Source organism: Lachnospira sp. CLA-JM-H23 (genome assembly GCF_040096425.1).
Lineage (GTDB): Bacteria > Bacillota > Clostridia > Lachnospirales > Lachnospiraceae > Lachnospira > Lachnospira rogosae.
The window spans coordinates 47,885-71,870 of sequence record NZ_JBBMET010000004.1 but is presented as its reverse complement, the minus strand read 5'-3'; the positions used below and the strand labels follow the sequence as shown (position 1 = coordinate 71,870).

At 37.0% G+C, this 23,986-nt stretch carries 18 protein-coding genes; 17 read left to right on the top strand and 1 reads right to left on the bottom strand.

The window, feature by feature from the left end:
* The first annotated feature begins 163 nt into the window (after positions 1-163).
* From WMO42_RS06405 to WMO42_RS06380, 6 genes are all read left to right on the top strand, one after another.
* A complete protein-coding gene (locus tag WMO42_RS06405; RefSeq protein ID WP_349191811.1) occupies positions 164-2,572 on the top strand; it encodes a hypothetical protein in 2,409 nt (802 codons plus the stop codon).
* A gap of 192 nt (positions 2,573-2,764) precedes the next feature.
* Positions 2,765-3,601, top strand: a complete 837-nt coding sequence (locus WMO42_RS06400) for a sugar phosphate isomerase/epimerase family protein (protein WP_055176085.1) — start codon at positions 2,765-2,767, stop codon at positions 3,599-3,601.
* Positions 3,602-3,612: 11 nt separating this feature from the next.
* Positions 3,613-5,913, top strand: coding sequence for a bifunctional (p)ppGpp synthetase/guanosine-3',5'-bis(diphosphate) 3'-pyrophosphohydrolase (locus tag WMO42_RS06395; protein ID WP_055306711.1), 2,301 nt, complete (start codon positions 3,613-3,615; stop codon positions 5,911-5,913).
* An 87-nt stretch (positions 5,914-6,000) separates the two neighbouring features.
* A complete protein-coding gene (locus tag WMO42_RS06390) occupies positions 6,001-6,630 on the top strand; it encodes an MBL fold metallo-hydrolase (RefSeq protein WP_055306710.1) in 630 nt (209 codons plus the stop codon).
* A gap of 14 nt (positions 6,631-6,644) precedes the next feature.
* The gene (gene hemZ, locus WMO42_RS06385; protein ID WP_116443868.1) at positions 6,645-8,060 is read left to right on the top strand and encodes a coproporphyrinogen dehydrogenase HemZ; all 1,416 of its coding nucleotides are present in this window, start codon (positions 6,645-6,647) and stop codon (positions 8,058-8,060) included.
* 151 nt (positions 8,061-8,211) lie between these two features.
* Positions 8,212-9,138 carry a NifB/NifX family molybdenum-iron cluster-binding protein gene (locus WMO42_RS06380; protein WP_349191810.1) on the top strand — a complete coding sequence of 309 codons (927 nt, stop codon included), beginning with the start codon at positions 8,212-8,214 and terminating at the stop codon, positions 9,136-9,138.
* A 288-nt stretch (positions 9,139-9,426) separates the two neighbouring features.
* On the opposite strand, the gene WMO42_RS06375 is transcribed toward WMO42_RS06380, so the two are convergent.
* A complete protein-coding gene (locus WMO42_RS06375; protein WP_349191809.1) occupies positions 9,427-10,800 on the bottom strand; it encodes an FAD-dependent protein in 1,374 nt (457 codons plus the stop codon).
* A gap of 349 nt (positions 10,801-11,149) precedes the next feature.
* Here WMO42_RS06375 and WMO42_RS06370 point away from each other — a divergent pair, with 349 nt between their 5' ends.
* From WMO42_RS06370 to fabD, 11 genes are all read left to right on the top strand, one after another.
* Positions 11,150-12,502, top strand: a complete 1,353-nt coding sequence (locus tag WMO42_RS06370; RefSeq protein WP_349191808.1) for a DUF438 domain-containing protein — start codon at positions 11,150-11,152, stop codon at positions 12,500-12,502.
* Between the two features lie 128 nt (positions 12,503-12,630).
* A complete protein-coding gene (locus tag WMO42_RS06365) occupies positions 12,631-13,263 on the top strand; it encodes an HD domain-containing phosphohydrolase (protein WP_055176072.1) in 633 nt (210 codons plus the stop codon).
* A gap of 73 nt (positions 13,264-13,336) precedes the next feature.
* Positions 13,337-15,130 (top strand): aspartate--tRNA ligase, encoded by a 1,794-nt coding sequence (aspS, locus tag WMO42_RS06360; protein WP_055176069.1) that lies wholly within the window; start codon positions 13,337-13,339, stop codon positions 15,128-15,130.
* Positions 15,131-15,335: 205 nt separating this feature from the next.
* Positions 15,336-16,808: a methyl-accepting chemotaxis protein gene (locus tag WMO42_RS06355; protein WP_116443866.1), complete on the top strand. Its 1,473-nt coding sequence runs from the start codon at positions 15,336-15,338 to the stop codon at positions 16,806-16,808.
* Between the two features lie 435 nt (positions 16,809-17,243).
* Positions 17,244-18,236 carry an alpha/beta hydrolase-fold protein gene (locus WMO42_RS06350; protein WP_349191805.1) on the top strand — a complete coding sequence of 331 codons (993 nt, stop codon included), beginning with the start codon at positions 17,244-17,246 and terminating at the stop codon, positions 18,234-18,236.
* A 131-nt stretch (positions 18,237-18,367) separates the two neighbouring features.
* The gene (gene glyA, locus WMO42_RS06345) at positions 18,368-19,609 is read left to right on the top strand and encodes a serine hydroxymethyltransferase (RefSeq protein WP_022204243.1); all 1,242 of its coding nucleotides are present in this window, start codon (positions 18,368-18,370) and stop codon (positions 19,607-19,609) included.
* A 32-nt stretch (positions 19,610-19,641) separates the two neighbouring features.
* Positions 19,642-20,409, top strand: a complete 768-nt coding sequence (locus WMO42_RS06340) for a DNA alkylation repair protein (RefSeq protein ID WP_172677790.1) — start codon at positions 19,642-19,644, stop codon at positions 20,407-20,409.
* Positions 20,410-20,573: 164 nt separating this feature from the next.
* Positions 20,574-21,566 carry a beta-ketoacyl-ACP synthase III gene (locus tag WMO42_RS06335; protein WP_349191804.1) on the top strand — a complete coding sequence of 331 codons (993 nt, stop codon included), beginning with the start codon at positions 20,574-20,576 and terminating at the stop codon, positions 21,564-21,566.
* 197 nt (positions 21,567-21,763) lie between these two features.
* Entirely contained in the window at positions 21,764-21,991 is a 228-nt protein-coding gene (acpP, locus tag WMO42_RS06330; protein ID WP_022204246.1) for an acyl carrier protein, read from the top strand.
* Between the two features lie 28 nt (positions 21,992-22,019).
* A complete protein-coding gene (gene fabK, locus WMO42_RS06325; RefSeq protein WP_022502249.1) occupies positions 22,020-22,958 on the top strand; it encodes an enoyl-[acyl-carrier-protein] reductase FabK in 939 nt (312 codons plus the stop codon).
* A 31-nt stretch (positions 22,959-22,989) separates the two neighbouring features.
* Positions 22,990-23,931 carry an ACP S-malonyltransferase gene (gene fabD, locus WMO42_RS06320; protein WP_022204248.1) on the top strand — a complete coding sequence of 314 codons (942 nt, stop codon included), beginning with the start codon at positions 22,990-22,992 and terminating at the stop codon, positions 23,929-23,931.
* Positions 23,932-23,986: the final 55 nt, after the last annotated feature.

Genomic DNA, 23,986 nt, shown 5'->3' with positions numbered 1-23,986 from the left:
GTAAATTAATATGTATAATATCATAAATTGGACAAATATAACAGTGGTTAGAAGTGGCAATTAATATTATAATAACAATAGTTAAAGATTTAACGCATAACGTAATAGAAATAGTATAGCAGACACTACATATGTAAAATGCATAACAGAAAAGAGGCTTTATATGGTTGATATATTTTTTGACAAGTTATACAGATATCCAAGAATTAATGAATGTGTTAGCATAGCAGTTCCATTTGCTAAAGGGGAACTATATAATACAGATAATATAAGCATAGTTCAGAATAAGAGAAAATGTATTATCCAGCCAAAGGTTACGGCAGAGTATGATGATGGTAGTATAAAGTATCTTTTTGTCGATTTTATGGCAGATTTACCAGCTAATAAGTCGGCAAAGGCAGTATTGACAACTACTAAACAGGAGTTAGCTAATCTTATAGCAGACGGACAATCAGAGTGTGCTAAGCAAGATGGCACCGTCAGCGTAACACCGGTTAATAATGGCTTTTTAATAAAATGCGGCGGTCTGGAATATGAGGTTGCCAACAACAGCAGTTCAATATTCAGGCAGCTTAATGATTACAGGAAAGTATATACAGATAAGAATTTTGAAGGTCCATATCTTAAGGATAAAGATGGCAATGCTTATAAGCTTAAGATTGGAGAGTGGAAGGTTGTTGAGGCCGGACCAGTTACTGCAAGCGTAGAAGCTGAGTGCAGTAATATCGCAGTAGGGAATATTGAGAACAAAAATATTAAGGCAGTTATTAAAGTCACTGGTTATGCCGGAAAGCCATGGGTTAATATTACATACAGAATTATTAATACATCAGATGATGAGTTAAAGATAAAGTCGCTTGTATTTTATATTAAGAAATCAGAAGATAGTGTAATTACAGAGCAGTTAAAGCCTCTTAAAATTGCAGCAGGTAACGATTCAACAGGCTGTGGTGATATCCGTACAGATAATTCGCATAATGATGGTCCTGTATTTATGACAAGAGGTACAACAGAGCTTGATATGATTGAAAAGAAGGCTGATGTCAATAATATAAGAACTGTTGTTGCAACTTCTAATTATAAGACAAGCTTTATAATTGGTAAGAATGGCGAGGAGGTCAATGAGGTAATTGATGATAAATATCTTGTGAAAGAGGCTAATGAGCATTTTGCAGAGGTATTTTATGGAACATTTATGGCTGATTATACTGATGGTGAAGATGGCTTTAGTGTTACGGTTCATCAGGCACAGCAGAATTATCCTAAGGCAGTGAAGTCGTGCAGGGAAGGTGTGGCTGTTATGCTTGTTCCTGAGAATGTCGGGGAGATTACTATGCAGTCAGGAATGGCAAAAGAACAGCAGTTTATGATACATTTTCATAGTCCTGCTATGAAGCTGTGGGAGATAGACAACAGAAGTCTTATATACCAGATGCCAGACAGACCATATATAGCACCGGAAGTGTTTAAGAGGGCAGGGGTTATGATTGATGTGTTCCCTGTAAAGTATAATGATGATTTTGAGATATCACTTATGGCAAAAGCAGACGGACATTCAAGGTGCTATGGTATGCTTAACTGGGGCGACACGGTAGATCAGGGCTACACTGTTCAGGGACGTGGCGGTGGAAAGCCTGTTTGGAGCAATAATGAATACGATTATCCACATGCGTGTGCACTTATGTATGCAAGAACCGGTGTCAGAAGATTTATGGATTATCTGATTGTGTCAGCAAAGCATTGGATGGATATAGATGTGTGCCATTACAGCAGTAATCCTCTTAGAATTGGCGGACAGTGGGAGCACACGGCAGGACATTGTAAGAATGGTGTTATGGTATGCTCTCACGAGTGGGTCGAGGGTCTGCTTGATTATTACCATTTTACAGGTGATAAGAGAGGCTATGATACAGCCATTGGAATAGGAGAAAATGTATTAAAACTTCTTGAAACGCCTATGTATCAGGTGCCGGGTGAAGCCAATGCAAGGGAAACCGGATGGGCACTAAGAACACTTACAGCCCTTTATGTAGAGACTAATGATAATAAATGGCTAGTAAAATGTGACTGGATAATTGATAATTTTAAGAAGTGGGAAGAAGAATATGGCGACTGGTTATCACCTTACACAGATAATACAGCCATAAGAGTAGGCTTTATGATATCAATAGCGGTAGGAAGCGTTATGAGATATTACAGAATATTCCCAAGAGAAGATATCAGGCAGATGATATTAAGGGCAGTTGATGACCTGACAGAGAACTGTTATATGGATAATGGTTTGTTCTATTATAAGGAGCTTCCAAGTCTTGCAAGAAATGGCAATAATACCCTGCTTCTTGAAGCACTTGCAATAGCCTATGAGCTTACAGGTAATAAACAGTATCTTGAATATGGAATTAATACGTTCAGGAGTGCTGTGAATGAAGTGCCTAAGGGAGCAGTAGGAGTCAAGACTATTATAGATGATTCGGTAATATGTCAGGGCAATTCAGGAAAAGGATTTGCACAGAGTTTCATACCACTTGCAACTTATTATAATGCAATTAGTGAAAATAATATGACATTCTGACAATAATGTGTTAAAATAAATATTATGATGTATGTGTAAGAGGCATAAGATGGCATTTCAGTAATGAAAGATGTCATTTTACTGGGTCGCACAGCACACCGGAAACAGACAGCCATATCAGAAAGAATATACTGATATGGCTGTTTGGGTTAAATAATCATAACACAGAGTAACAGCCTAAGGAGGTTAATTATGAGAATCGGTATAAGAGCACACGATGTGGCATATGCACCACTTAATGAACTTATTCCTAATATACATAATCAGGGATTTCATTGTATGCACATAGCATTAAGCAAGTCTATTAAGGAGTTCAAGCCTGGAGTAGAGACTATGACACCAGGTCTTGCAATGTATATTAAAGAATTATGTGCAGAGAATAAGGTTGATATAGCAGTACTTGGCTGTTACCTTAACCTTTGCAATCCTAATGAGGAGAAGCACAAGGAGATAGTTGAGAAATATAAGGCACATATAAGATTTGCAAGTATACTTGGCTGTGGCGTAGTTGGTACAGAGACAGGTGCTGTCAATGAGGAGTACAAGTATGAGCCAGCTAACCATTCAGAGGAAGCTTTACAGTGCTTTATAGATAATTTAAGACCAATAGTTAAATATGCAGAGCAGTTCGGCGTTATAGTTGCGATTGAACCGGTATGGAAGCATATTGTTAATACAGTTGAGAGAGCAAGAAAGGTTCTTGATGCGATAGACTCACCTAATCTTCAGATTATATTTGATCCAGTCAACCTTTTATATGTGGGTAATATAGATAAGCAGGATGAGATAATTAATCAGGCATTTGATTTATTATTAAAGGATATAGCAGTTGTCCACTGCAAAGATTATGTAGTTGAAGGTGATGAGCTTAAATCAATAGCGGCGGGAACAGGCGGACTTAATTATCCGCTTCTTCTTAAGAAGATTAAGGAACATAAGCCATATGTTCATTGTACACTTGAGAATACTGTACCAGAAAATGCAGTAGCAACAAGAGAATTTATGGAAAAACTATATTCAGAAGTGTAGGGAGAGATTATATGCCAGAGAATAATATAGAATTAGCAGGCAATACCAATATCAAGACAAGTCAGGTGGACAAGTCGGTTGATACTCCAGCAGATTTTACAAGTCCTGAAGTGCTTTATAATAAGCTTATAGAAACAATCAGGCAGTATCATCCTTCATCAGATTTATCTGATATAGAGAGAGCATATAAAGTGGCTAAGGAGGCACACGAAGGACAGTTTAGAAAGTCTGGAGAGCCATATATTATTCACCCACTGTGTGTTGCCATTATATTAGCAGAGCTTGAACTTGATAAGGAATCTATTATTGCAGGTCTTTTGCACGATGTTGTGGAAGACACGGTTATGACAAGTGAAGATGTTGCTAGGGAATTTGGTGATGAAGTAGCACTTTTGGTAGATGGTGTAACAAAGCTCACACAGCTTAATTACCAGCACGATAAGATTGAGGTTCAGGCTGAGAACTTAAGAAAAATGTTCCTTGCAATGGCAAAGGATATACGAGTTATTATGATAAAGCTTGCCGACAGGCTTCATAATATGCGTACAATGCAGTATCAGTCACCAGCCAAGCAGGTAGAAAAGTCAAGAGAAACTATGGATATATATGCACCTATTGCACATAGGTTAGGTATATCCAAGATTAAGGTAGAACTTGATGATTTATCAATGAAGTATCTTATGCCGGATACTTATAATGATCTTGTAAAGCAGGTTGATATTAACAGACCGGGCAGGGAGGCATTTATAAAGAGCATTATCAAAGAAGTAGGTATGCACATTAGCAATGCTGGAATTGAAGCTGAGATAGACGGAAGAGTTAAGCATTTCTTCTCAATATATAGAAAGATGGTTAACCAGAATAAGACACTTGACCAGATATATGATATATTTGCCGTTCGCATAAAGGTTGATACAGTCAAGGATTGTTATGCGGCACTTGGTGTTATTCACGAAATGTATAAGCCAATACCGGGACGTTTTAAAGATTATATAGCAATGCCTAAGCCTAATATGTACCAGTCGCTTCATACAACACTTATTGCTTCTAACGGACAGCCATTCGAGGTACAGATAAGAACTTATGAAATGCACAGAATTGCTGAATATGGTATTGCTGCCCACTGGAAGTATAAAGAAGGCAAGACAGGAGAGTCTGATAAGAGTGAGGAAGCTAAGCTTAGCTGGCTAAGACAGATTCTTGAATGGCAGAGAGATATGTCTGATAACAAGGAATTCTTATCATCAATTAAGAATGACCTTAACCTTTTTTCTGATTCAGTGTACTGTTTCACTCCTACAGGTGATGTTAAGACACTTCCAGCAGGTTCTAATCCAATAGATTTTGCATACAGCATACATAGTGCTGTAGGTAACAAGATGGTTGGTGCAAGGGTCAATGGCAAGCTTGTTAATATTGATTATGAGATTAAGAATGGTGACAGAATTGAGATTATAACATCACAGAATTCCAAAGGACCAAGCCGTGACTGGCTTTCGATGGTTAAGTCAACACAGGCCCGTAACAAGATTAACCAGTGGTTTAAGCAGGAGCTTAAAGAAGACAATATTATAAAGGGCAAGGAACTTATATCTAATTACTGTAAGAGTAAGGGAATTGTTCTTTCTGAGATTAATAAGCCTGAATTTGTTGAGAAAGCACTAAGAAAATATGGTTACAAAGACTGGAATGCTGTTCTTGCGGCAGTAGGACACGGTGCATTAAAGGAAGGCCAGATTGTCAATAAGCTTAATGAGGAATATCAGAAGACTAAGAAGGCTGAGATAACTGACAAGCAGGTACTTGACAGCATTGTGGCAAGTGAGAGCAAGGAAAAAGAAAAGGAGAAGAAGGGCAAAGGCGGTATTGTTGTAAAAGGAATACATGATGTTGCAGTCCGTTTCTCTAAGTGCTGTAATCCAGTGCCAGGTGATGAGATTGTTGGATTTGTTACAAGAGGAAGAGGAATATCAATTCACAGAACAGATTGTGTTAATATTCTTAATTTCCCAGCTAATGAAAGAGCAAGGCTTATTGAAGCTGAGTGGGAGCAGACAGAGAATAAAGATGAGAAGTACAGTGCAGAGATTAATATATATGCAGGCAATAGAAAAGGACTTATTGTTGATATTTCACGTCTGTTTACGGAAGCCAATATAGATGTAAGATTTATGAACAGCCGTGTTAATAAGAAACAGCTTGCAACAATCAATCTTGGATTTGTTGTATCTGGTAAGGAAGAGCTTAACAGATTAATTGACAATTTAAGAAAGATTGACGGAGTGACAGATATAGAGAGAGCTACAGGCTGATATTTATAACTGCTGTCGTGCGAAGTTAAGATATTTTATATATTGCTTCGTGCGGCAGCATTTTTGACACAGGGATTGGAGATTATAATGTATAAAATAGATGTAAGAGTATTAGGAATGGTAGGAACGAACTGCTACCTGCTTTGTAATACAGACACTAAGGAGTGCGTGCTTATAGACCCTGCGGATAATGCTGGAAAGATAAGCGAGATGATAGAGCAGTCTGGCTGTATGTTAAAGGGAATACTTTTAACACACGGACATTTTGACCATATTATGGCAGCAGATGAAGTGAGGGATAAGTATAATGTTAAGGTGTATGCTTCAGCAGAGGAGAAGAATACATTAAGTACACCTCATATTAATCTTGGTGAGGCTTATGGAATGAACCTGTCTGTGAAGGCTGATGTATGGCACAATGACGGTGATATACTTAAGCTTGCAGGATTTGATATTAAGGCAATTCACACACCGGGACATACAGAGGGCGGAACGTGCTATTATATTGGGTCAATCGGCGTGTTATTCTCAGGTGATACACTTTTCTGTGAGTCAGTTGGAAGAACAGATTTCCCAGGCGGAAGTATGAGCGACATTGTGCATTCAATTAAGGACAAGTTAATGGTACTTCCAGATGATACCAAGGTGTATACAGGACACGGCGAGGGAACAAGCATAGGATATGAGAGGGTTCATAACCCATATATAGGTGCGTAGGAAAGATGAACAGTATGATATATATTAAAATTGATAACGATACATTTTATGATGATGCAATAGTTCTTGTGCGTTCATTTTACCCAAGAATGGAGGTAAAGGCATATAAGCAGGATACAGTTGCCACAGAAGCTGATAAAGTGATTGATATAACAGTACCTGATATGACAGGACTTAACAAGAGCGAAATGCACGATAAATTCAAGTCATATTTATATGACAGGCTCAGCCAGATGACAGGAAAGACACTGCCCTGGGGTTATCTTACAGGAGTGCGCCCAAGCAAGATTGCATATGTTATGCTTGAAGATGGCGAAGATGAGCAGACTATAAAGAAGCATTTTATGGATAAGCATAAGGCAAGTGAGAAGAAAGCCAGCCTTGCAATAAATGTAGCAAAGAAAGAAATGGACATTCTTAATAAGATAGATTATAAGAATGGTTACAGTTTATATATTGGAATACCATTTTGTCCAAGTATATGCTTGTACTGCTCATTTTCATCATATGCACTTGATGCGTATAAGAATTATGTGGATGATTACCTTGATGCACTTATTAAGGAGATGACCTTTGTAGCAAGGGCGATGAAAGGCAGAAGACTTGATACAGTGTATTTTGGCGGTGGAACACCAACAACACTTGGTGCGGCACAGCTTGACAGGCTCATAACGGCTTTAAAGGAGCTTTTTGATATTGACGGCTGTCATGAATTTACAGTTGAAGCAGGACGTCCAGACAGCATAACAAGGGATAAGTTAAAGGTGTTAAAGGCACATAATGTTGGAAGAATATCTATTAATCCGCAGACGATGAACCAGCAGACACTTGACCTTATAGGAAGAAAGCACACTGTAGAGCAGATTAAAAATGTGTATTCTATGGCAAGGGAAGAAGGTTTTAATAATATTAATATGGATATTATTCTTGGACTTGTCGGTGAAGATGTTGATGAGGTGGCTCATACATTATCAGAGATTGAGGCGATGAAGCCTGAGAGCCTTACAGTACATTCTCTTGCAATAAAGAGAGCGGCGGCACTTAATATATGGAGAGATAAATATAAGCAGTTATCTACCAATAATACAGATGAGATAATAAGAATGACAGAGGACACAGCCAAAAGACTGTCAATGGAGCCTTATTATATGTATCGTCAGAAGAATATGGCAGGTAATTTTGAGAATGTCGGTTACTCAGTTGAGGGACTTGAATGTATATATAACATTCTTATTATGGAGGAAAAGCAGACAATAATTGCCTGTGGTGCAGGAGCTTCCAGCAAGGTAGTATTTCATAATGAAGCAGATGATAATCATTCAGTCAGAATTGAGAGAATAGAAAATGTAAAAGACGTTCGTAATTATATTCAAAGAATTGATGAAATGATTGATCGAAAGAAGAAATTCTTTGAGGAAAATAATTTCTAGAAATAATAGTTATTGAAATAACAATTTGAAAGGAATTATTATTTGGTAATAATTTCCTTAGGATAGATAGAATTAAATTATATTTAAAAGAATATAGTGTCCTGAAATCAGGATATACACTTATTATAGAAAATATAGAAATGAGGATAATATGAAGATAGCAGTTGCTTACGAGAATGGAAATGTTTTTGAGCATTTCGGACATTCAAGACAATTTAAGATTTATGAAACAGATGGACAGAACATTGTTAAAGAAGAAGTTATAGAGAGTGAAGGCTCTGGACATTCAGCTATGGCAGGACTTCTTGCAGGTCTTGATATTAATGCTGTTATATGTGGTGGTATCGGTGGTGGTGCTGCCAATGCATTAGGCGAAGCAGGCATAGAAGTATATTCAGGTGTATCAGGCTATGCAGATGAAGCACTAGAGGCATACCTTAATGGAGAATTGATATCAGAGGGTGTTAATTGCAGTCATCATTCACACGAAGAAGAACAGAACTGTGGAGCTGCTGATACAGAAAATGAAAGCTGCGGCTGTGGCTGTGGTTGTGGAAGTGACACAGATGACGGAAGCTGCGGCTGTGGAAGTAATGAAACATCAGGCTGTGGCGGTTGTTCAGGTTGTGGTGGAGGAGCACCTTTATTTGATGGAGCTAATGTAGGCAAGGTGTGCAGAGTACACTACAAAGGAACATTTAACGATGGAACACAGTTCGATTCATCTTATGACAGAGGAGAACCTCTTGAATTCACCTGTGGTGCAGGTATGATGATACTTGGCTTTGATAAGGCTGTAGCTGATATGAATGTAGGAGATATAATAGATGTACATTTAATGCCAGAAGAAGCTTATGGAGAGAAAGACCCAGATGCAATTATCACAGTTCCAATCAGCGAGCTTGCAGGTTCAGAAGAACTTAAGGTTGATGATATGGTATATCTTCAGAATGTATATGGACAGCCATTTCCAGCTAAGGTAACAGCCTTAACAGAGAATGACATAACATTTGATGCTAACCACGAGATGGCAGGAAAAGAACTTAACTTTAAGATTGAGCTTGTAGAAGTTAAATAAGACTTGAGTAGATTATTAACTTAATAAAATAGATACTAATAGATATTATGGTAGATTTTAATCATCGAACTAGATAGATTATTAAGAATAAATCTCCCTGTAACTTATATCCGGAAGCAAAGGCTTAGGAAAGATATAAGTTATAGGGAGATTTTATCAGCTTTAAGTATTATTATATATAAATGGTTTATTGTTCTAATCTTTACTTGTGAAATGTTTAGAGCGTATTCATTAAAATATATTGACCTATTCTTAATATTAAATATTGAGAATTATTTTAATATGGAATTATTCTTCCTCATCAATTATTCGTCTTGCAACATATACACCACTTGCAGAAGCGTGTGATAATGAATGTGTAACGCCGCTTCCGTCACCGATTATGTAAAGACCTTTGTACTTGGTTTCAAGGTTGTTGTCAATCTCAACTTCCATATTGTAGAATTTGACCTCAACACCATATAAAAGAGTGTCGTCATTGGCAGTACCCGGAGCAATCTTATCAAGAGCGTAAATCATCTCTATTATTCCATCAAGTATACGCTTAGGAAGAACAAGGCTTAAATCGCCTGGAGTAGCAGAAAGAGTAGGTCTGACAAGTCCTTCTTCGATTCTTTTATCTGTGCTTCGTCTGCCTCGTATAAGGTCACCGAATCTTTGGACAATTACACCGCCGCCAAGCATATTAGAAAGACGTGCAATACTTTCACCATATCCGTTGCTGTCCTTGAAAGGTTCAGAAAAGTGCTTTGCAACAAGCAGGGCAAAGTTAGTATTTTCAGTCTGTTTATCACTGCCTTCATAGCTGTGTCCATTAACAGTTACAATGCCGTTCGTATTCTCATTAACAACGATACCGTTAGGATTCATACAGAAGGTGCGGACTAAATCCTCAAACTTTTCAGTCCTGTATACAATCTTACTTTCGTATAATTCATCTGTAAGATGTGCAAATATAACAGCAGGAAGCTCAACTCTTACGCCGATATCAACACGGTTTGATTTGGTTGGAATATCTAAGTCCTGACAGACTTTTTCAATCCATTTGCTTCCGCTTCTTCCAACTGACACAATACATTTGTTGCAGTCCATATAGGTATCTTTGTAATATATGCGGTAATTATTATCGATTATTTCAATATTAGTAACAGGAGTATTAAAGTAGAAATCAATATGCTCCTTCATTTCATCGTACATATTTTCAAGGACAATATAATTAATATCAGTTCCAAGATGTCTTACAGAAGCATCAAGAAGCTTTAATTTGTTCTGCATACATAAAGTCTTGAATTTAGTACCGGCAGTTGAGTACATATGCGTATCCTCACCGCCGTGGGAAGTATTGATGGTATCAACATATTTCATAAGGCCAATAGCTTCTTCCTTGCCGATATATTCGTAAAGAGTACCACCAAAGTCATTAGTAATGTTGTATTTGCCATCAGAAAATGCTCCGGCACCGCCAAAGCCATTCATAATGGCACAGGTTGGGCATTTGATACAGGATTTTATATTTTTTCCGTCAATTGGACATTTTCTCTTCTCTAAAGTATTACCTTCTTCAAATACGGCAACCTTTAGATCAGGAGCTTTCTTCATAAGCTCATAAGCAGAGAATATTCCGCCCGGACCAGCACCTATAATTATTACATCATATTTCATAAAATATTCACCCCACAATCGTTAATCGTCCTAAGTATTATATTATAAAAGCAGGATTATTAACAAGCAAAACAATTAAGATATGAATATTAACCTTGAAAGTGTTGTAAATACAACATATTAATGCGGAATGAAGATGTTACAATCCAGACATACTAATAATCCACATACAGATAAGTGTAATTGTGGTCTTACAAGATATACAGGTAAGAGTGACTGTAAGCTTACAAGATAATAAAGCAGATTATAATATGATGCACATATAAGCATAACAGCCAGCTTATATATAAAGCTGATAAATTACCAGCAGATAGATTGAAAAATATAATAAAAATAATGGAGGAATTATATGAACAGGACAGAACAGATTAAAGGCTATCTTAAAAGACTTGGTGATGGTGAAAGTCTTGAGAATGTTAAGAAAGATTTTGTTAAGGAATTCAATGATGTCAATCCAATAGAGATTATGGAAGCGGAGCAGGCGTTGATAGCAGAGGGAACACCTATATCAGAGGTTTCAAAGCTGTGTGATGTTCACTCAGCATTATTTCACGGTGCGACTAAGGAAGAAAGAATAGCCAAGGCGGAAAATGAAATATCAGAGATGAAAAAGTACTATGATGACACAATGAAAGGTATGACTAAGAGTGCCATTGCAGATATGCGTAAAGACAGAGAAAGCATTTTTAATAAACTGGCTATGATAAGCGGCCACCCATTAAATACTTTTGTGAAAGAAAATAAGGCAATCCAGCAGGTTATTGATGATATTAAAGAAAATATTACAAGCGGACATATTGATATAAAGGCACTGAAAGAGAAGATATATAAGCTCAGGGAGTTATCAATTCATTATGCCAAGAAAGGGGATTTGTTATATCCGGTGCTTAATGTACGATATAAAATCAGCGGACCTTCGGCGGTTATGTGGACAGTTGATGATGAGATAAGAGATGAGCTGTCAGACATAGCAAAGCAGTTAAATTACGTGGACGGTAATAACAGTAGCAAAGCAGACAATAATAACAGTGCGGATAACAATAATGGTAAAAGTCTGGACGGTAAATTAATTGAAAGAATAGAAAATGTTATAAAGAGGGCAGAGGAGATGATATATAAGGAAGATAATATATTGTATCCTAACTGTGCCGCTAATTTTACGGAAGCTGAGTGGATTGGAATATATCACGATTCCAAAGATTATGCCGTGTGCCTTGATACAGTATCAGACAGATGGGAGAAAGCAGAAGAAGTAGAAAATGTGTATAAACCTGAAGTGTCAGAACAATCTGATAAGAAAGAAGATGTTCAGAATGAGTTATATATGGCAGGCGGACATATGACACTTTCGCAGCTTGAGGCACTGCTTAATGCAATACCAATGGAGATAACATTTGTTGATGAAGATAATATCAACAGATATTTTAATGAAGGGTCAAAGGTATTTAAAAGACCTGTTATGGCAATTGACAGGGAGGTATTCTCGTGCCACCCACCAAAGATTGAGGCAAAGGTCAGAAGAATTATAGAAGAATTCAGGATAGGAACACTTGATGAAGTACCTGTCTGGATGGATAAACAAGGAAGGACTATGCTTGTTAAATATATTGCAGTAAGGGACAAGCAGGGAAATTATGTTGGAACTCTTGAGGCGGTTCAGGATATGGAATTTGCTAAAGAACATTTTGTAAAGCTTAAATAAACGTGTATACAAGGTTTCTCTTTAAATATAGCCGATAAGGACATTGACATTTCTTTCACATAAAAATATAATATAATATTGTCTGAATGGAATTGATTCAGCATTAAGTATATTGATATGGTAGAATTATGAAGAATAACAATAATGAACTCATTGATTATATGATTAATGATTTTAAAAGTGGAATTAAGCACGGAGTGCTTGTTGCCAATCTGACATATGAGCTTGCACAGATGTGTGGTTTGTCTAAAGATGAGGCATACGAATTAAAGATTGCTGCGATGGTTCACGATGTTGGAAAGTTAAAGCTTTCAGAATATCTGTATGGAAGAACCGATGAGGCACTTCCGGAAGATGAGAAGCAGTATATGAGTATGCACTCAAAGATAAGCCATGATCTATTGAAAAAATACGATTATTCAGATAATATAATGGATGTCGTTCTTTCACATCATGAATGTTTTGATGGAAGCGGATATCCTAATGGGCTTGTTGGTGAGCAGATACCATTAGGAGCAAGAATATTAAAGGTTGCAGATGAATTTGCGGCACTTATATCAGACAGACCATATAGGAAAGCATTTGATATAGACACTGCTGTTACAATTATGATAGATGAGATTAAGAATATGGATATCAGAGTATTCCTTTTATTCCAGAGGCTTATTCACGAAGATTCGACTATAGAATTGATTAATAATAGCAGATTAGATATTGATGATTTGGATATAAGTGATATACTAAAAATCAGTCAGGATTAGGAGTAACCTAATTATGCCTTAGGGCAAATAAAACAGGCTGTTAATACAGCTAAGAAGAATGAGGTAATTAACTATGGCAGAGTCAATGGTTGGCTTAAAGAGAACACACAGATGCACAGAAGTTTCAAGTGCAGATATTGGCAGTACAGTTACAGTTATGGGCTGGGTTGCTAAAAGACGTAATCTTGGTTCACTTATATTTGTGGATTTAAGAGACAGAAGCGGTCTTTTACAGATTCTTTTTGATGAGAATATTATCGGCAAAGAAGGATTTGACAAGGCATATACATTAAGAAATGAATTCGTAATAGCTGTAGTAGGTAAGGTTATTAAGAGAAGTGGAGCAGTTAATGACAATCTTAAGACCGGTGATATTGAGATTGCGGCTGAATCATTAAGAATACTTTCTGAGTCAGAGACACCTCCATTTCCAATTGAGGATAATATTAATACTAAAGAAGATATAAGACTTAAATATAGATGCCTTGATCTTAGACGTCCTGATATTCAGTCTAATATCATTATGAGAAGCAAGGTTGCCACTCTTACAAGAGCATTTCTTGCTAATGAAGGTTTCCTTGAAATAGAGACACCTATGCTTACTAAGTCAACTCCGGAAGGAGCAAGAGATTATCTTGTGCCAAGCAGGGTTCATCCAGGAAAATTCTATGCACTTCCACAGTCACCACAGCTCTTTAAGCAGATGCTTATGTGCTCTGGATATGACAGATATATGCAGATTGCAAGATGTTTCAGAGATGAAGATTTAAGAGCTGACAGACAGCCGGAATTCACTCAGATAGATATGGAATTGTCATTTGTTGACGTTGATGATGTAATTGATGTTAATGAAAGACTTTTAGCATATCTTTTCAAAGAGGTATTAGATATTGATGTACAGCTTCCAATCCAGCGTATGACATGGCAGGAAGCTATGGATAGATTTGGTTCTGATAAGCCAGATTTAAGATTTGGTATGGAACTTAAGAATGTTACAGACATAGTAAAGAACTGTGGTTTCGGCGTATTTACAGGGGCTATCGAGAATGGTGGAACTGTAAGAGGTATTAATGCCAATGGACAGGGAAGTATGCCTCGTAAGAAGATTGATGCACTTGTCGACTTTGCAAAGGGATATGGTGCAAAGGGTCTTGCTTATATAGCTATTCACGAAGATGGTTCACTTAAGTCTTCATTCTCTAAGTTTATGACTGAGGATGAGATGAACGCACTTGTTGAGGCTATGGAAGGTAAGCCGGGTGACCTTCTTTTATTTGCTGCTGACCGCAATAAGATTGTATGGAATGTACTTGGAGCATTAAGAGTTGAACTTGCTGGACAGATGGGACTTCTTGATAAGAATGATTATAAGTTCCTCTGGGTAACAGAATTCCCACAGTTTGAGTGGTCAGATGAAGAAGAGAGATTCGTAGCTATGCATCATCCATTTACTATGCCTATGGATGAGGATCTTGATAAGCTTGAGTCAGACCCAGGTTCAGTACGTGCCAAGGCTTATGATATTGTACTTAACGGTACAGAGATAGGTGGTGGTTCAGTAAGAATCCATCAGGCTGATGTACAGTCAAGAATGTTTAAGGCACTTGGTCTTACAGATGAAGTTGCTAATGAGAAGTTTGGTTTCTTACTTGATGCGTTCAAGTACGGAGTACCACCACACGCTGGTCTTGCATATGGTCTTGACAGACTTGTTATGCTTATGGCTAAGAGAGATTCAATAAGAGATGTTATTGCATTTCCTAAGGTAAAGGATGCTTCCTGCCTTCTTACTAATGCACCAGATGTAGTAGATGCAAAACAGCTTGAAGACTTATCTATCAGAATTACAGAGTCAGAACAGGAATAATATTTTAAGAGCATTTGAAAGTATTTAATGGATATTTTCAAATGCTTTTTTTAACTATATTTTTAGACAATACTTTGTGAAATCTGGATGAAAATAATGGCTTTATCAGCTTTTTTTTAGCAAAAATATTGCATTTGAATAATCATGGGTATATACTTTTTTTATAAATCTTTGCAAAACTATAACAAAAGACTGGAGAAAAATTATGACAGAGAATCAGTATATAAGGGCAAACAGGACTGTTTTATTTACAGTTCTCATAGTATTTGGTTATATTGCGCTGACCCTGATGGCAGCATTAGGAGTGGGTGACGGACATAACAAAGGAAAGATTTTAATACAGTTTGTTGTGGCACTTGCTGTAATTATTGTATCAGTAGCTGCTTATATTTTAAGGAAGAAGACCAGAGTGTGTGAATTAACGATTGCGGTATCAATGGCATTTGGATATGTTGTTCTTATACTGCTTAATTCAACTGATGGTGTATGGACATATGTACTTCCTTTGATTATGGCTTCGATGGTATATCTTAATGAAAAACTAATATTGTGGGCTGATGGCGTTGCGATAGCTGGTAATGTCATAAGACTTATTATGGATTATAATATGTATAATGGAGTGGCTATGGCAAGCAGGGTTCTTGCTATATTAGTATTGGTTATTGTTACATGTATATCTCTTAGTGTAACAAAGCTGCTTAAGCAGTTTTTTGCAGAGAATATGAATAAGATAGAGGCAGCAGCAGTTATACAGAAAGAGAATAACGAGAAGATGGTTGTTGTAGCTGATAATATAACCAGACATTTCGGACAGGCTATGGATATGCTTGATGAGTTAGAAAAGAGCATAGATATAAACCACAATTCAATGAAAGATATAGCAGAAAGCACAGAAAGCACAGCAGAAGCCATACAAAGACAGGCCACTATGTGTGCAGAGATTCAAGAAAACACTGATATTGCTGAAAAAGAGATAAGCGAGATGGTTGAGGCCTCACACAGAACAGATGAGACTGTTAATGATAGTAAGGCTATAGTAGTTGAACTTAAGGAACAGGCACAGAATGTACATGATGCAAGCAATATAATCGTAGATGTGATTAACAGTCTTACAGAAAAGGTTGATGATGTACAGGGATTTATTGGTTCTATCGTAGAGATTTCAAGCCAGACTAACCTTCTTGCATTAAATGCTTCAATAGAAGCAGCAAGAGCAGGAGAAGCCGGAAAGGGTTTCGCAGTAGTAGCCGAAGAGATAAGACAGCTCTCAGAACAGACTAAGAATGCATCTTCAAGCATAACAGATATAATCAATAATCTTTATGAAGATACGAAGAAAGCTAATGAGAGCATAAAAGCGTCAGTTGAGTCAGTTAATAAGCAGAATGAACTTATTGATAATACAAGAGTGACTTTTGAGGACGTAGGAAAAACAGTTGATAATCTTATGAACAATATACATTCTGCAGAGCAGAGCATTAACAAGATACTGGATTCAACTTCTGTTATTTCTGATAATATTTCACATTTATCAGCAACAGGAGAAGAGGTAGCAGCTGCTTCAACTGAAGGCCTAAAAGTATCTGACACAACAGTTGAAAGTATGAAGAACTGTAAGAATATATTACATAACATATATCTTCTTGCAGAGGATTTAAAGAGTTCAGTAGATAACTAAATGGATTGTAAGAGATTAAGCAGATTACAATGTATTGCAAGACTAGCAGTTGATTATTATAAGTTGTAATTAATAATATAATCAGGATGGTTTTGCAGGGTTATTAATATTTATAGGACAACAGTATGTTTATTATAAGGAGTGCAAATGACATTTTATGTCTGCATTATTTATAAAAGACAGCTGTTGTTTTTTTATGTAATAGGGAATTTCGATAGAATTTCCTATACATAAAAGGTGCTATGTGCCGATGATGCACACTTGCACGAAGATGTAGGTTGTCGCAAGCGACAGTGCTTAGTGTGAGAAGGTGCTTCATATATTTTATTTATATAGGAATATTTTATGCTTGACTTGAAGTTAACTCTAAATGCTATTATCAAAATGTAGAGTTAATAATCAGGTTTAATTAATAATTATATGAGGTGATTAATTATGAGAAGAAATAATATTAGAAAAACAGAGGTACTTATAATGGCATTTGCATTATCAGCAAGCCTGTTGTTAACAAGTTGTGGCAACCAAAATACTAATGGTGACAGTGTTAATGAAAATAATAGTACAACAGACGAAGCTGGAATTAATCACGATTATCCGGTAATGTTGTTCTCTTATGATAAGAATGATACTAATTATGAAGAACCAGAAGCGTTTAATTCAGAACATCTTGGCGGCAATTATGGTGAGATTGAGAAGATAGAATATTATTCTCCAACTACTAATGCTACAAGAAATGCCAATGTGTATCTTCCATATGGATATGATAAGAGTAAAAGCTATCCTGTAGTATATCTTCTTCACGGAATGAGTGGAACATATGAAGATTACAGGGTTCTTGGTGCAAGACCAACAGCACAGAATATTGTGTATGAATACAACCGCAACGATATGATATTAGTAAGCTTTACTGTATTTACGGATGTTGACGGAAAGCAGGAATCTGATTATGGATTTTCGGATTTAACTGCAAGATATGATGCCTGTGAAAATGATGTGATTAATGCTCTTATTCCATATATTAATTCGCATTATTCAACTAAGATAGGCAGGGAATACACAGGAATTGCGGGATATTCATTAGGTGGACGGGAAGCTCTTTATTTATGCTTTGCACACCCTGATATATTTGGGTATGTAGGTGCATTTGAGCCTGTTGGAGGAGTTGTTAATACAGGAAGCGGTGAAACATCATTATATGGCAACAGGGGATATCTTCTTCCTGAGCTTGTTAAGGAAAGCGGGGAAGCACCACTTCTTACACTTATAGTAACAGGTGATGAAGATCCATATTGCAGGGTATCATCAGAGAATTATTCAAGATATATGACAGAACATTCAATTGACCATATATTCTATTACAGACACGGCGGACACGAGGCAGGTGTATGGAATAATGGCTTATATAACTTTCTAAGGCGGATATTCTAATGAAGATTGTATTAAATAACTTAATTATTGTACAAATGTATAATTATACATTGACTTATTGATAAATAATCTATAAAATTAATAGTCAAACAGGTTGTATAACTACAACTATAGAAAATGGAGGTTGTAATATGTATTCATTTGATGAAGTATTGAACTATGATCCAGAATTAGCTAAAGCTATGGATGATGAGTTAGCAAGACAGAGAAGCCATATTGAATTAATAGCTTCTGAGAACCTTGTAAGTAAAGCTGTTATGGCAGCTATGGGAAGCCCTCTTACTAACAAGTATGCAGAAGGATATCCTGGAAAGAGATATTATGGTGGCTGCGAATATGTAGATGTTGTTGAAACACTTGCAATTGAGAGAGCTAAGAAGTTATTTGGTTGTGAATATGCCAATGTTCAGCCACATTCAGGTGCACAGGCTAACCTTGCAGCATTCTTTGCTATGGTAGAACCAGGTGATACTGTTATGGGTATGAGCCTTGACTGTGGTGGACACCTTTCACATGGTTCACCAGTTAATATCTCTGGTAAATATTTTAATATAGTTCCTTATGGAGTTACAGCTGAAGGCTTTATAGATTATGATGAAGTATTAAGAATTGCTAAGGAATGTAAGCCAAAGATGATCATTGCTGGTGCATCTGCATATGCAAGAGTTATTGATTTTAAGAAGTTCAGAGAGATAGCTGATGAAGTTGGTGCTTATCTTATGGTAGATATGGCTCATATTGCTGGTCTTGTAGCAGGTGGAGAGCATCCAAGCCCTATCCCTTATGCTGATGTAGTTACAACTACAACTCATAAAACATTAAGAGGACCAAGAGGTGGTATGATTCTTTCATCAGCAGAAGCTGCTGAAAAGTTTAAGTTTAACAAGGCTGTATTCCCAGGAATCCAGGGAGGTCCACTTATGCATGTTATTGCTGGTAAGGCAGTATGCTTAAAGGAAGCACTTGACCCAAGCTTTAAGACTTATGCTAAGAACATTGTTGATAATGCACAGGCTCTTTGTACAGGACTTATGAACAGAGGTTTTGATATCGTATCTGGTGGTACAGATAATCACCTTATGCTTGTTAACCTTTTAAGCAAGAATAAGACTGGTAAGGAAGTAGAAAAGCTTCTTGATGCAGCTAACATTACATGCAACAAGAACACTATCCCTAACGATCCAGCTTCACCTTTCGTAACAAGTGGTATCAGACTTGGTACAGCAGCAGTTACAACAAGAGGCTTCAACACAGCAGATATGGATGTAGTAGCAGAAGCTATTGCTTTACTTGTAGATGACGTTGATGCTAATCAGGCTAAGGCTATGGCTATGGTTAAGGAACTTACAGACAAGTATCCTCTTTATGAATAATGCTGGAATATATAAGAAATGAACTTCTGGGGATGACTGATAAAGGAGAATATGCAGCATTTACATCCTCACTTATTCCTGGCTGCGATAATATAATAGGAATAAGACAACCGGTATTAAAGCAATATGCAAAACAGCTGATAAAGGAGAATAAGGATTTCCGGCAGCTGCTTAGTGAACCGGATATTTATCAGGAAGAAACACTGCTTAGAAGCTACATAATAGGAATGGGAACAGCGAAGGAGAAAGACTTTAAGAAGGCTTTAAAAGACTTCAACACATTCGTTCCTCTTGTGAACAACTGGGCTGTAAACGACAGCTTCTGTGTAGAATTCAGGGTTATGGATATGTTTCGGGACGAGTTTCTGCCATACATAAAGGAATGTATAGAATCGTTTGATGAATACAGGGCAAGAGTAGGGCTTATAATGCTGTTAGACCACTATTTAAAGGTTGATATGCATGGCATGAAAAGACCGAGAATGAAAAAGGTTACTATTAAAGATATAGAAAGCACAGATGAAATAAATTGTGCTAATGGTTTATATCTTGATGATATATTTTCACTTGTAAACAGGGATTTTTCGGCCTATGGATATTATACACAGATGGCAGCAGGCTGGCTTCTTGCGGAATGTTTTGTTACATTTCCAAAAAGAACGTGGGAATATCTTACAGATACAGACTGCTTAAAGTTAGATAAGTTGTCATATCAGAAGGCGGTACGAAAGATATGTGAATCGCTCACGCCGGATAAAGAAGTTAAACTAAAAGTTAAAAAGGATCTGAAGCAGATGTAATAATCTGTTTCAGGTCTTTTTTTATTGCTTTAGTATATTTTAATAATTTGAATATCAAAATAACCTTGACAAACACATAAGTTTTGTAGTATAAAAATAATGTTTGAAAATCAAAGTAAGATAATCAAATTGTTAGTAAGTCAAATAAATAAGGACAAAAAAGTATGATAAGAACAAGAATCATAGGAACAGGAAGCTATGTTCCACCAGATATATTGACTAACGATAATCTGTCAGAAATGGTAGATACGAGTGATGAGTGGATAAGGACAAGAACTGGTATATGTAACAGACATATAGCAAAAGATATGGATAATGCTGATATGGCATATAACGCTGCAAGAAATGCAGTAGAGGATGCACGTATTGAAGTTTCTAAGATTGGTCTGATTATAGTTGCAACGTCAACTCCTGATTATGCTTTTCCTAATCAGGCATCACTTGTACAGGCAAAGCTTAAAGCAGTAAATGCTATGTGTTTTGATGTAAGTGCAGCATGTTCAGGTTTTATTACAGCCCTGGATATTGCAGCTTCAATGTTAAAGGCAGGTTCGTATAAATATGCACTTGTTATTGGTTCAGAAAAAATGTCAGAAATAGTTAACTGGAAAGACAGAAGTGTGTGTGTGCTTTTTGGAGATGGTGCTGGTGCAGTGGTTCTTAAAGCAGTTGATAACAACACAGAAGATGTTACAGGTGCCTTAGTTGGTCATGAAAGAGGAATTATTGACAGCAATATCTACAATGATGGAACAGGTGCATCTGTTTTAACAGGTGGCAGAAGATTTTCTGATTCATGCAGCACAGATATATTTATACATATGGATGGACAGGAAGTGTTTAAATTCGCCGTAAAGAGTGTTCCTACAGCTATAGAAACACTTTTACATAATAATAATATGGATATTAATGAAGTTGATAAGTTCATATTGCATCAGGCTAATGTACGTATTATAGAGAGTGTAGCTAAAAGACTTAAGGCTGATAAAGATAAGTTTCCAGTCAATCTGAATGAATATGGAAATACATCATCAGCAAGCATTCCTATTCTGCTTGATGAGTTAAACAGGAATGGAAGCTTAAAACAGGGAGAGAAGCTTGTACTTGCCGGTTTTGGTGCAGGATTAAGCTGGGGAAGTATTCTGCTTGTATGGTAGCACGGTTAAAGATGCTAAGCTTATTATATAGATATTTGCAGACTGCTTACTAAAAGATATCAGGCAGCCGGATAAGCGGCATTTTAACATATATAAGATGTTTATGGCAAAAGCTTTGCCATAGATATCAAAGTTGTGGGCTTTTGACCCCGACAACATATAATAAAAAATAATAAGAATTAAGGAGATTTAACATTATGTTTGAAAAAGTAAGAGAATTAGTTGCAGCACAGTTAGGTATAGATGAGGCAGTTATTAAGCCTGAGTCTAATTTCAAGGAAGATCTTAAGGCAGATTCACTTGATCTTTTTGAACTTGTTATGTCACTTGAGGATGAGTGTTCAGTAACTATTCCATCTGAGGAGCTTGAAAAGATTCTTACAGTACAGGATGTTGTTGATTATATCGAGGCTAACCAGAAATAGTTATAAATGTCAGGAAGGAAGATAAGTTATGAAAACTCGTGTAACAGAGCTTCTTAATATAGAATATCCTGTTATACAGGGCGGTATGGCATGGGTTGCAGATGCTAATCTGGCAGCCCACGTCAGCAAAGCCGGTGGAATGGGATTTATTGGAGCAGCTAATGCGCCGGCAGAATGGGTTAAAGAACAGATACATATTGCAAGAAAGATAACAGATAAGCCAGTTGGTGTTAATATTATGCTTTTAAGTGATTATGCAGATGAGATAGCACAGCTTGTTATTGATGAGCATATAGAAGCAGTAACAACAGGTGCAGGCAATCCAAGCAAATATATGAAGGCCTGGAAGGAAGCTGGAATAAGGGTTATTCCTGTTGTGGCATCAGTTGCACTTGCAAGAATGATGGAACGTGCCGGAGCAGATGCAGTTGTAGCAGAGGGCATGGAATCAGGTGGACATATCGGCGAGGAAACGACCATGACACTTGTACCACAGGTTGTTGATGCAGTTAATATTCCTGTTATAGCAGCTGGCGGAATAGGTGATGGCAGAGGTGTATGTGCGGCATTTATGCTTGGTGCAGAGGCTGTACAGATGGGAACAAGATTCGTTGTGGCTAAGGAGTCAAATGTCCATCAGAATTATAAGGACAGAGTTATAGCTGCCAAGGATATAGATTCAGTAGTAACTGGCAGAAGTACAGGTCATCCAGTAAGGTCACTTAGAAACAGCATGACAAGAGAGTATCTTGATATGGAAAAAGAAGGCGTTGAGTTTGAAAAGCTTGAAAGACTTACTCTTGGAACACTAAGAAAGGCTGTTGTGGATGGTGATGTCAAGCAGGGAACTGTAATGGCAGGTCAGATAGCAGGTCTTGTCAATAAGGAACAGACATGTGAAGAGATTATTAAGGAGCTTATGAAGGAAGTCTCTGAGGTATATAATTCACATAATAAGCTGGCATAAAACAGTGTATGGAAATGAGGATTTAAAAGGTATGGGAAAAACAGTTGTAATGTTTCCAGGACAGGGAAGCCAGCGTACTGGAATGGGAAGAGAAAGCTATAATAGCTGCACTTCATCAGTAAAGTGCTTTAAGAAGGCTGGTGAACTGACAGGTATCAATATGGAGCATTTAATATTTGAAGAAAATGATCTTCTTGATAAAACCGAGTATACACAGATTGCGTTATATGTAACAGAAATCGCCCAGCTTGCTGATATGGTTGAGCAGGGCCTTACGTATGATGCAGCTATTGGACTTTCATTAGGTGAATATAGTGCACTTACTGCAAGTGGTGCGCTATCTTATGAAGATGGTGTAAGACTTGTAAGAAACCGTGGAATATATATGGAACAGGAGGTTCCGGCTGGTATAGGCGCCATGGCTGCAGTTATCGGGCTTACATCAGATGAGGTTGACAGTGTACTTGCTAAATATAACAAGGATAAAAGTGGGAACACAGAGTCTGATAATGATATGTATCCTGATACAGTTTCCGCAGCTAATTACAACTGCCCTGGCCAGATAGTAATATCAGGTAAAAAGGAATGTGTACAGGAGGCTATGGAAGTGCTTAAGGAAGCAGGAGCAAGAAGAACACTCCTTCTTAATGTAAGTGGACCGTTTCATTCAAAGCTTCTTAAGGGCGCAGGTGATAAGCTTATGAAGGATCTTGAAAAAGTTACTTTTGATAAAGTGAAGTATCCTTATGTGGCAAACTGTACAGCTGAGTATGTGGATGAGAATACATCCAGTGGATATATAAAAGAACTTCTTTCAAAGCAGGTATATAGTTCAGTACGTTTTGAACAGTCAGTCAGAAAAATGATAGCCGATGGTTATGATACATTTGTTGAGGTGGGACCAGGAAAGACTTTATCTGGCTTTGTTAAAAAGATAGCTAAGAGCATGGAAAAGGAAGTAGTTATAAAATAACAGGCAATAAATGCAGACAAGATATTGGTAAGGCTTTAGCAATATTGTATCGATG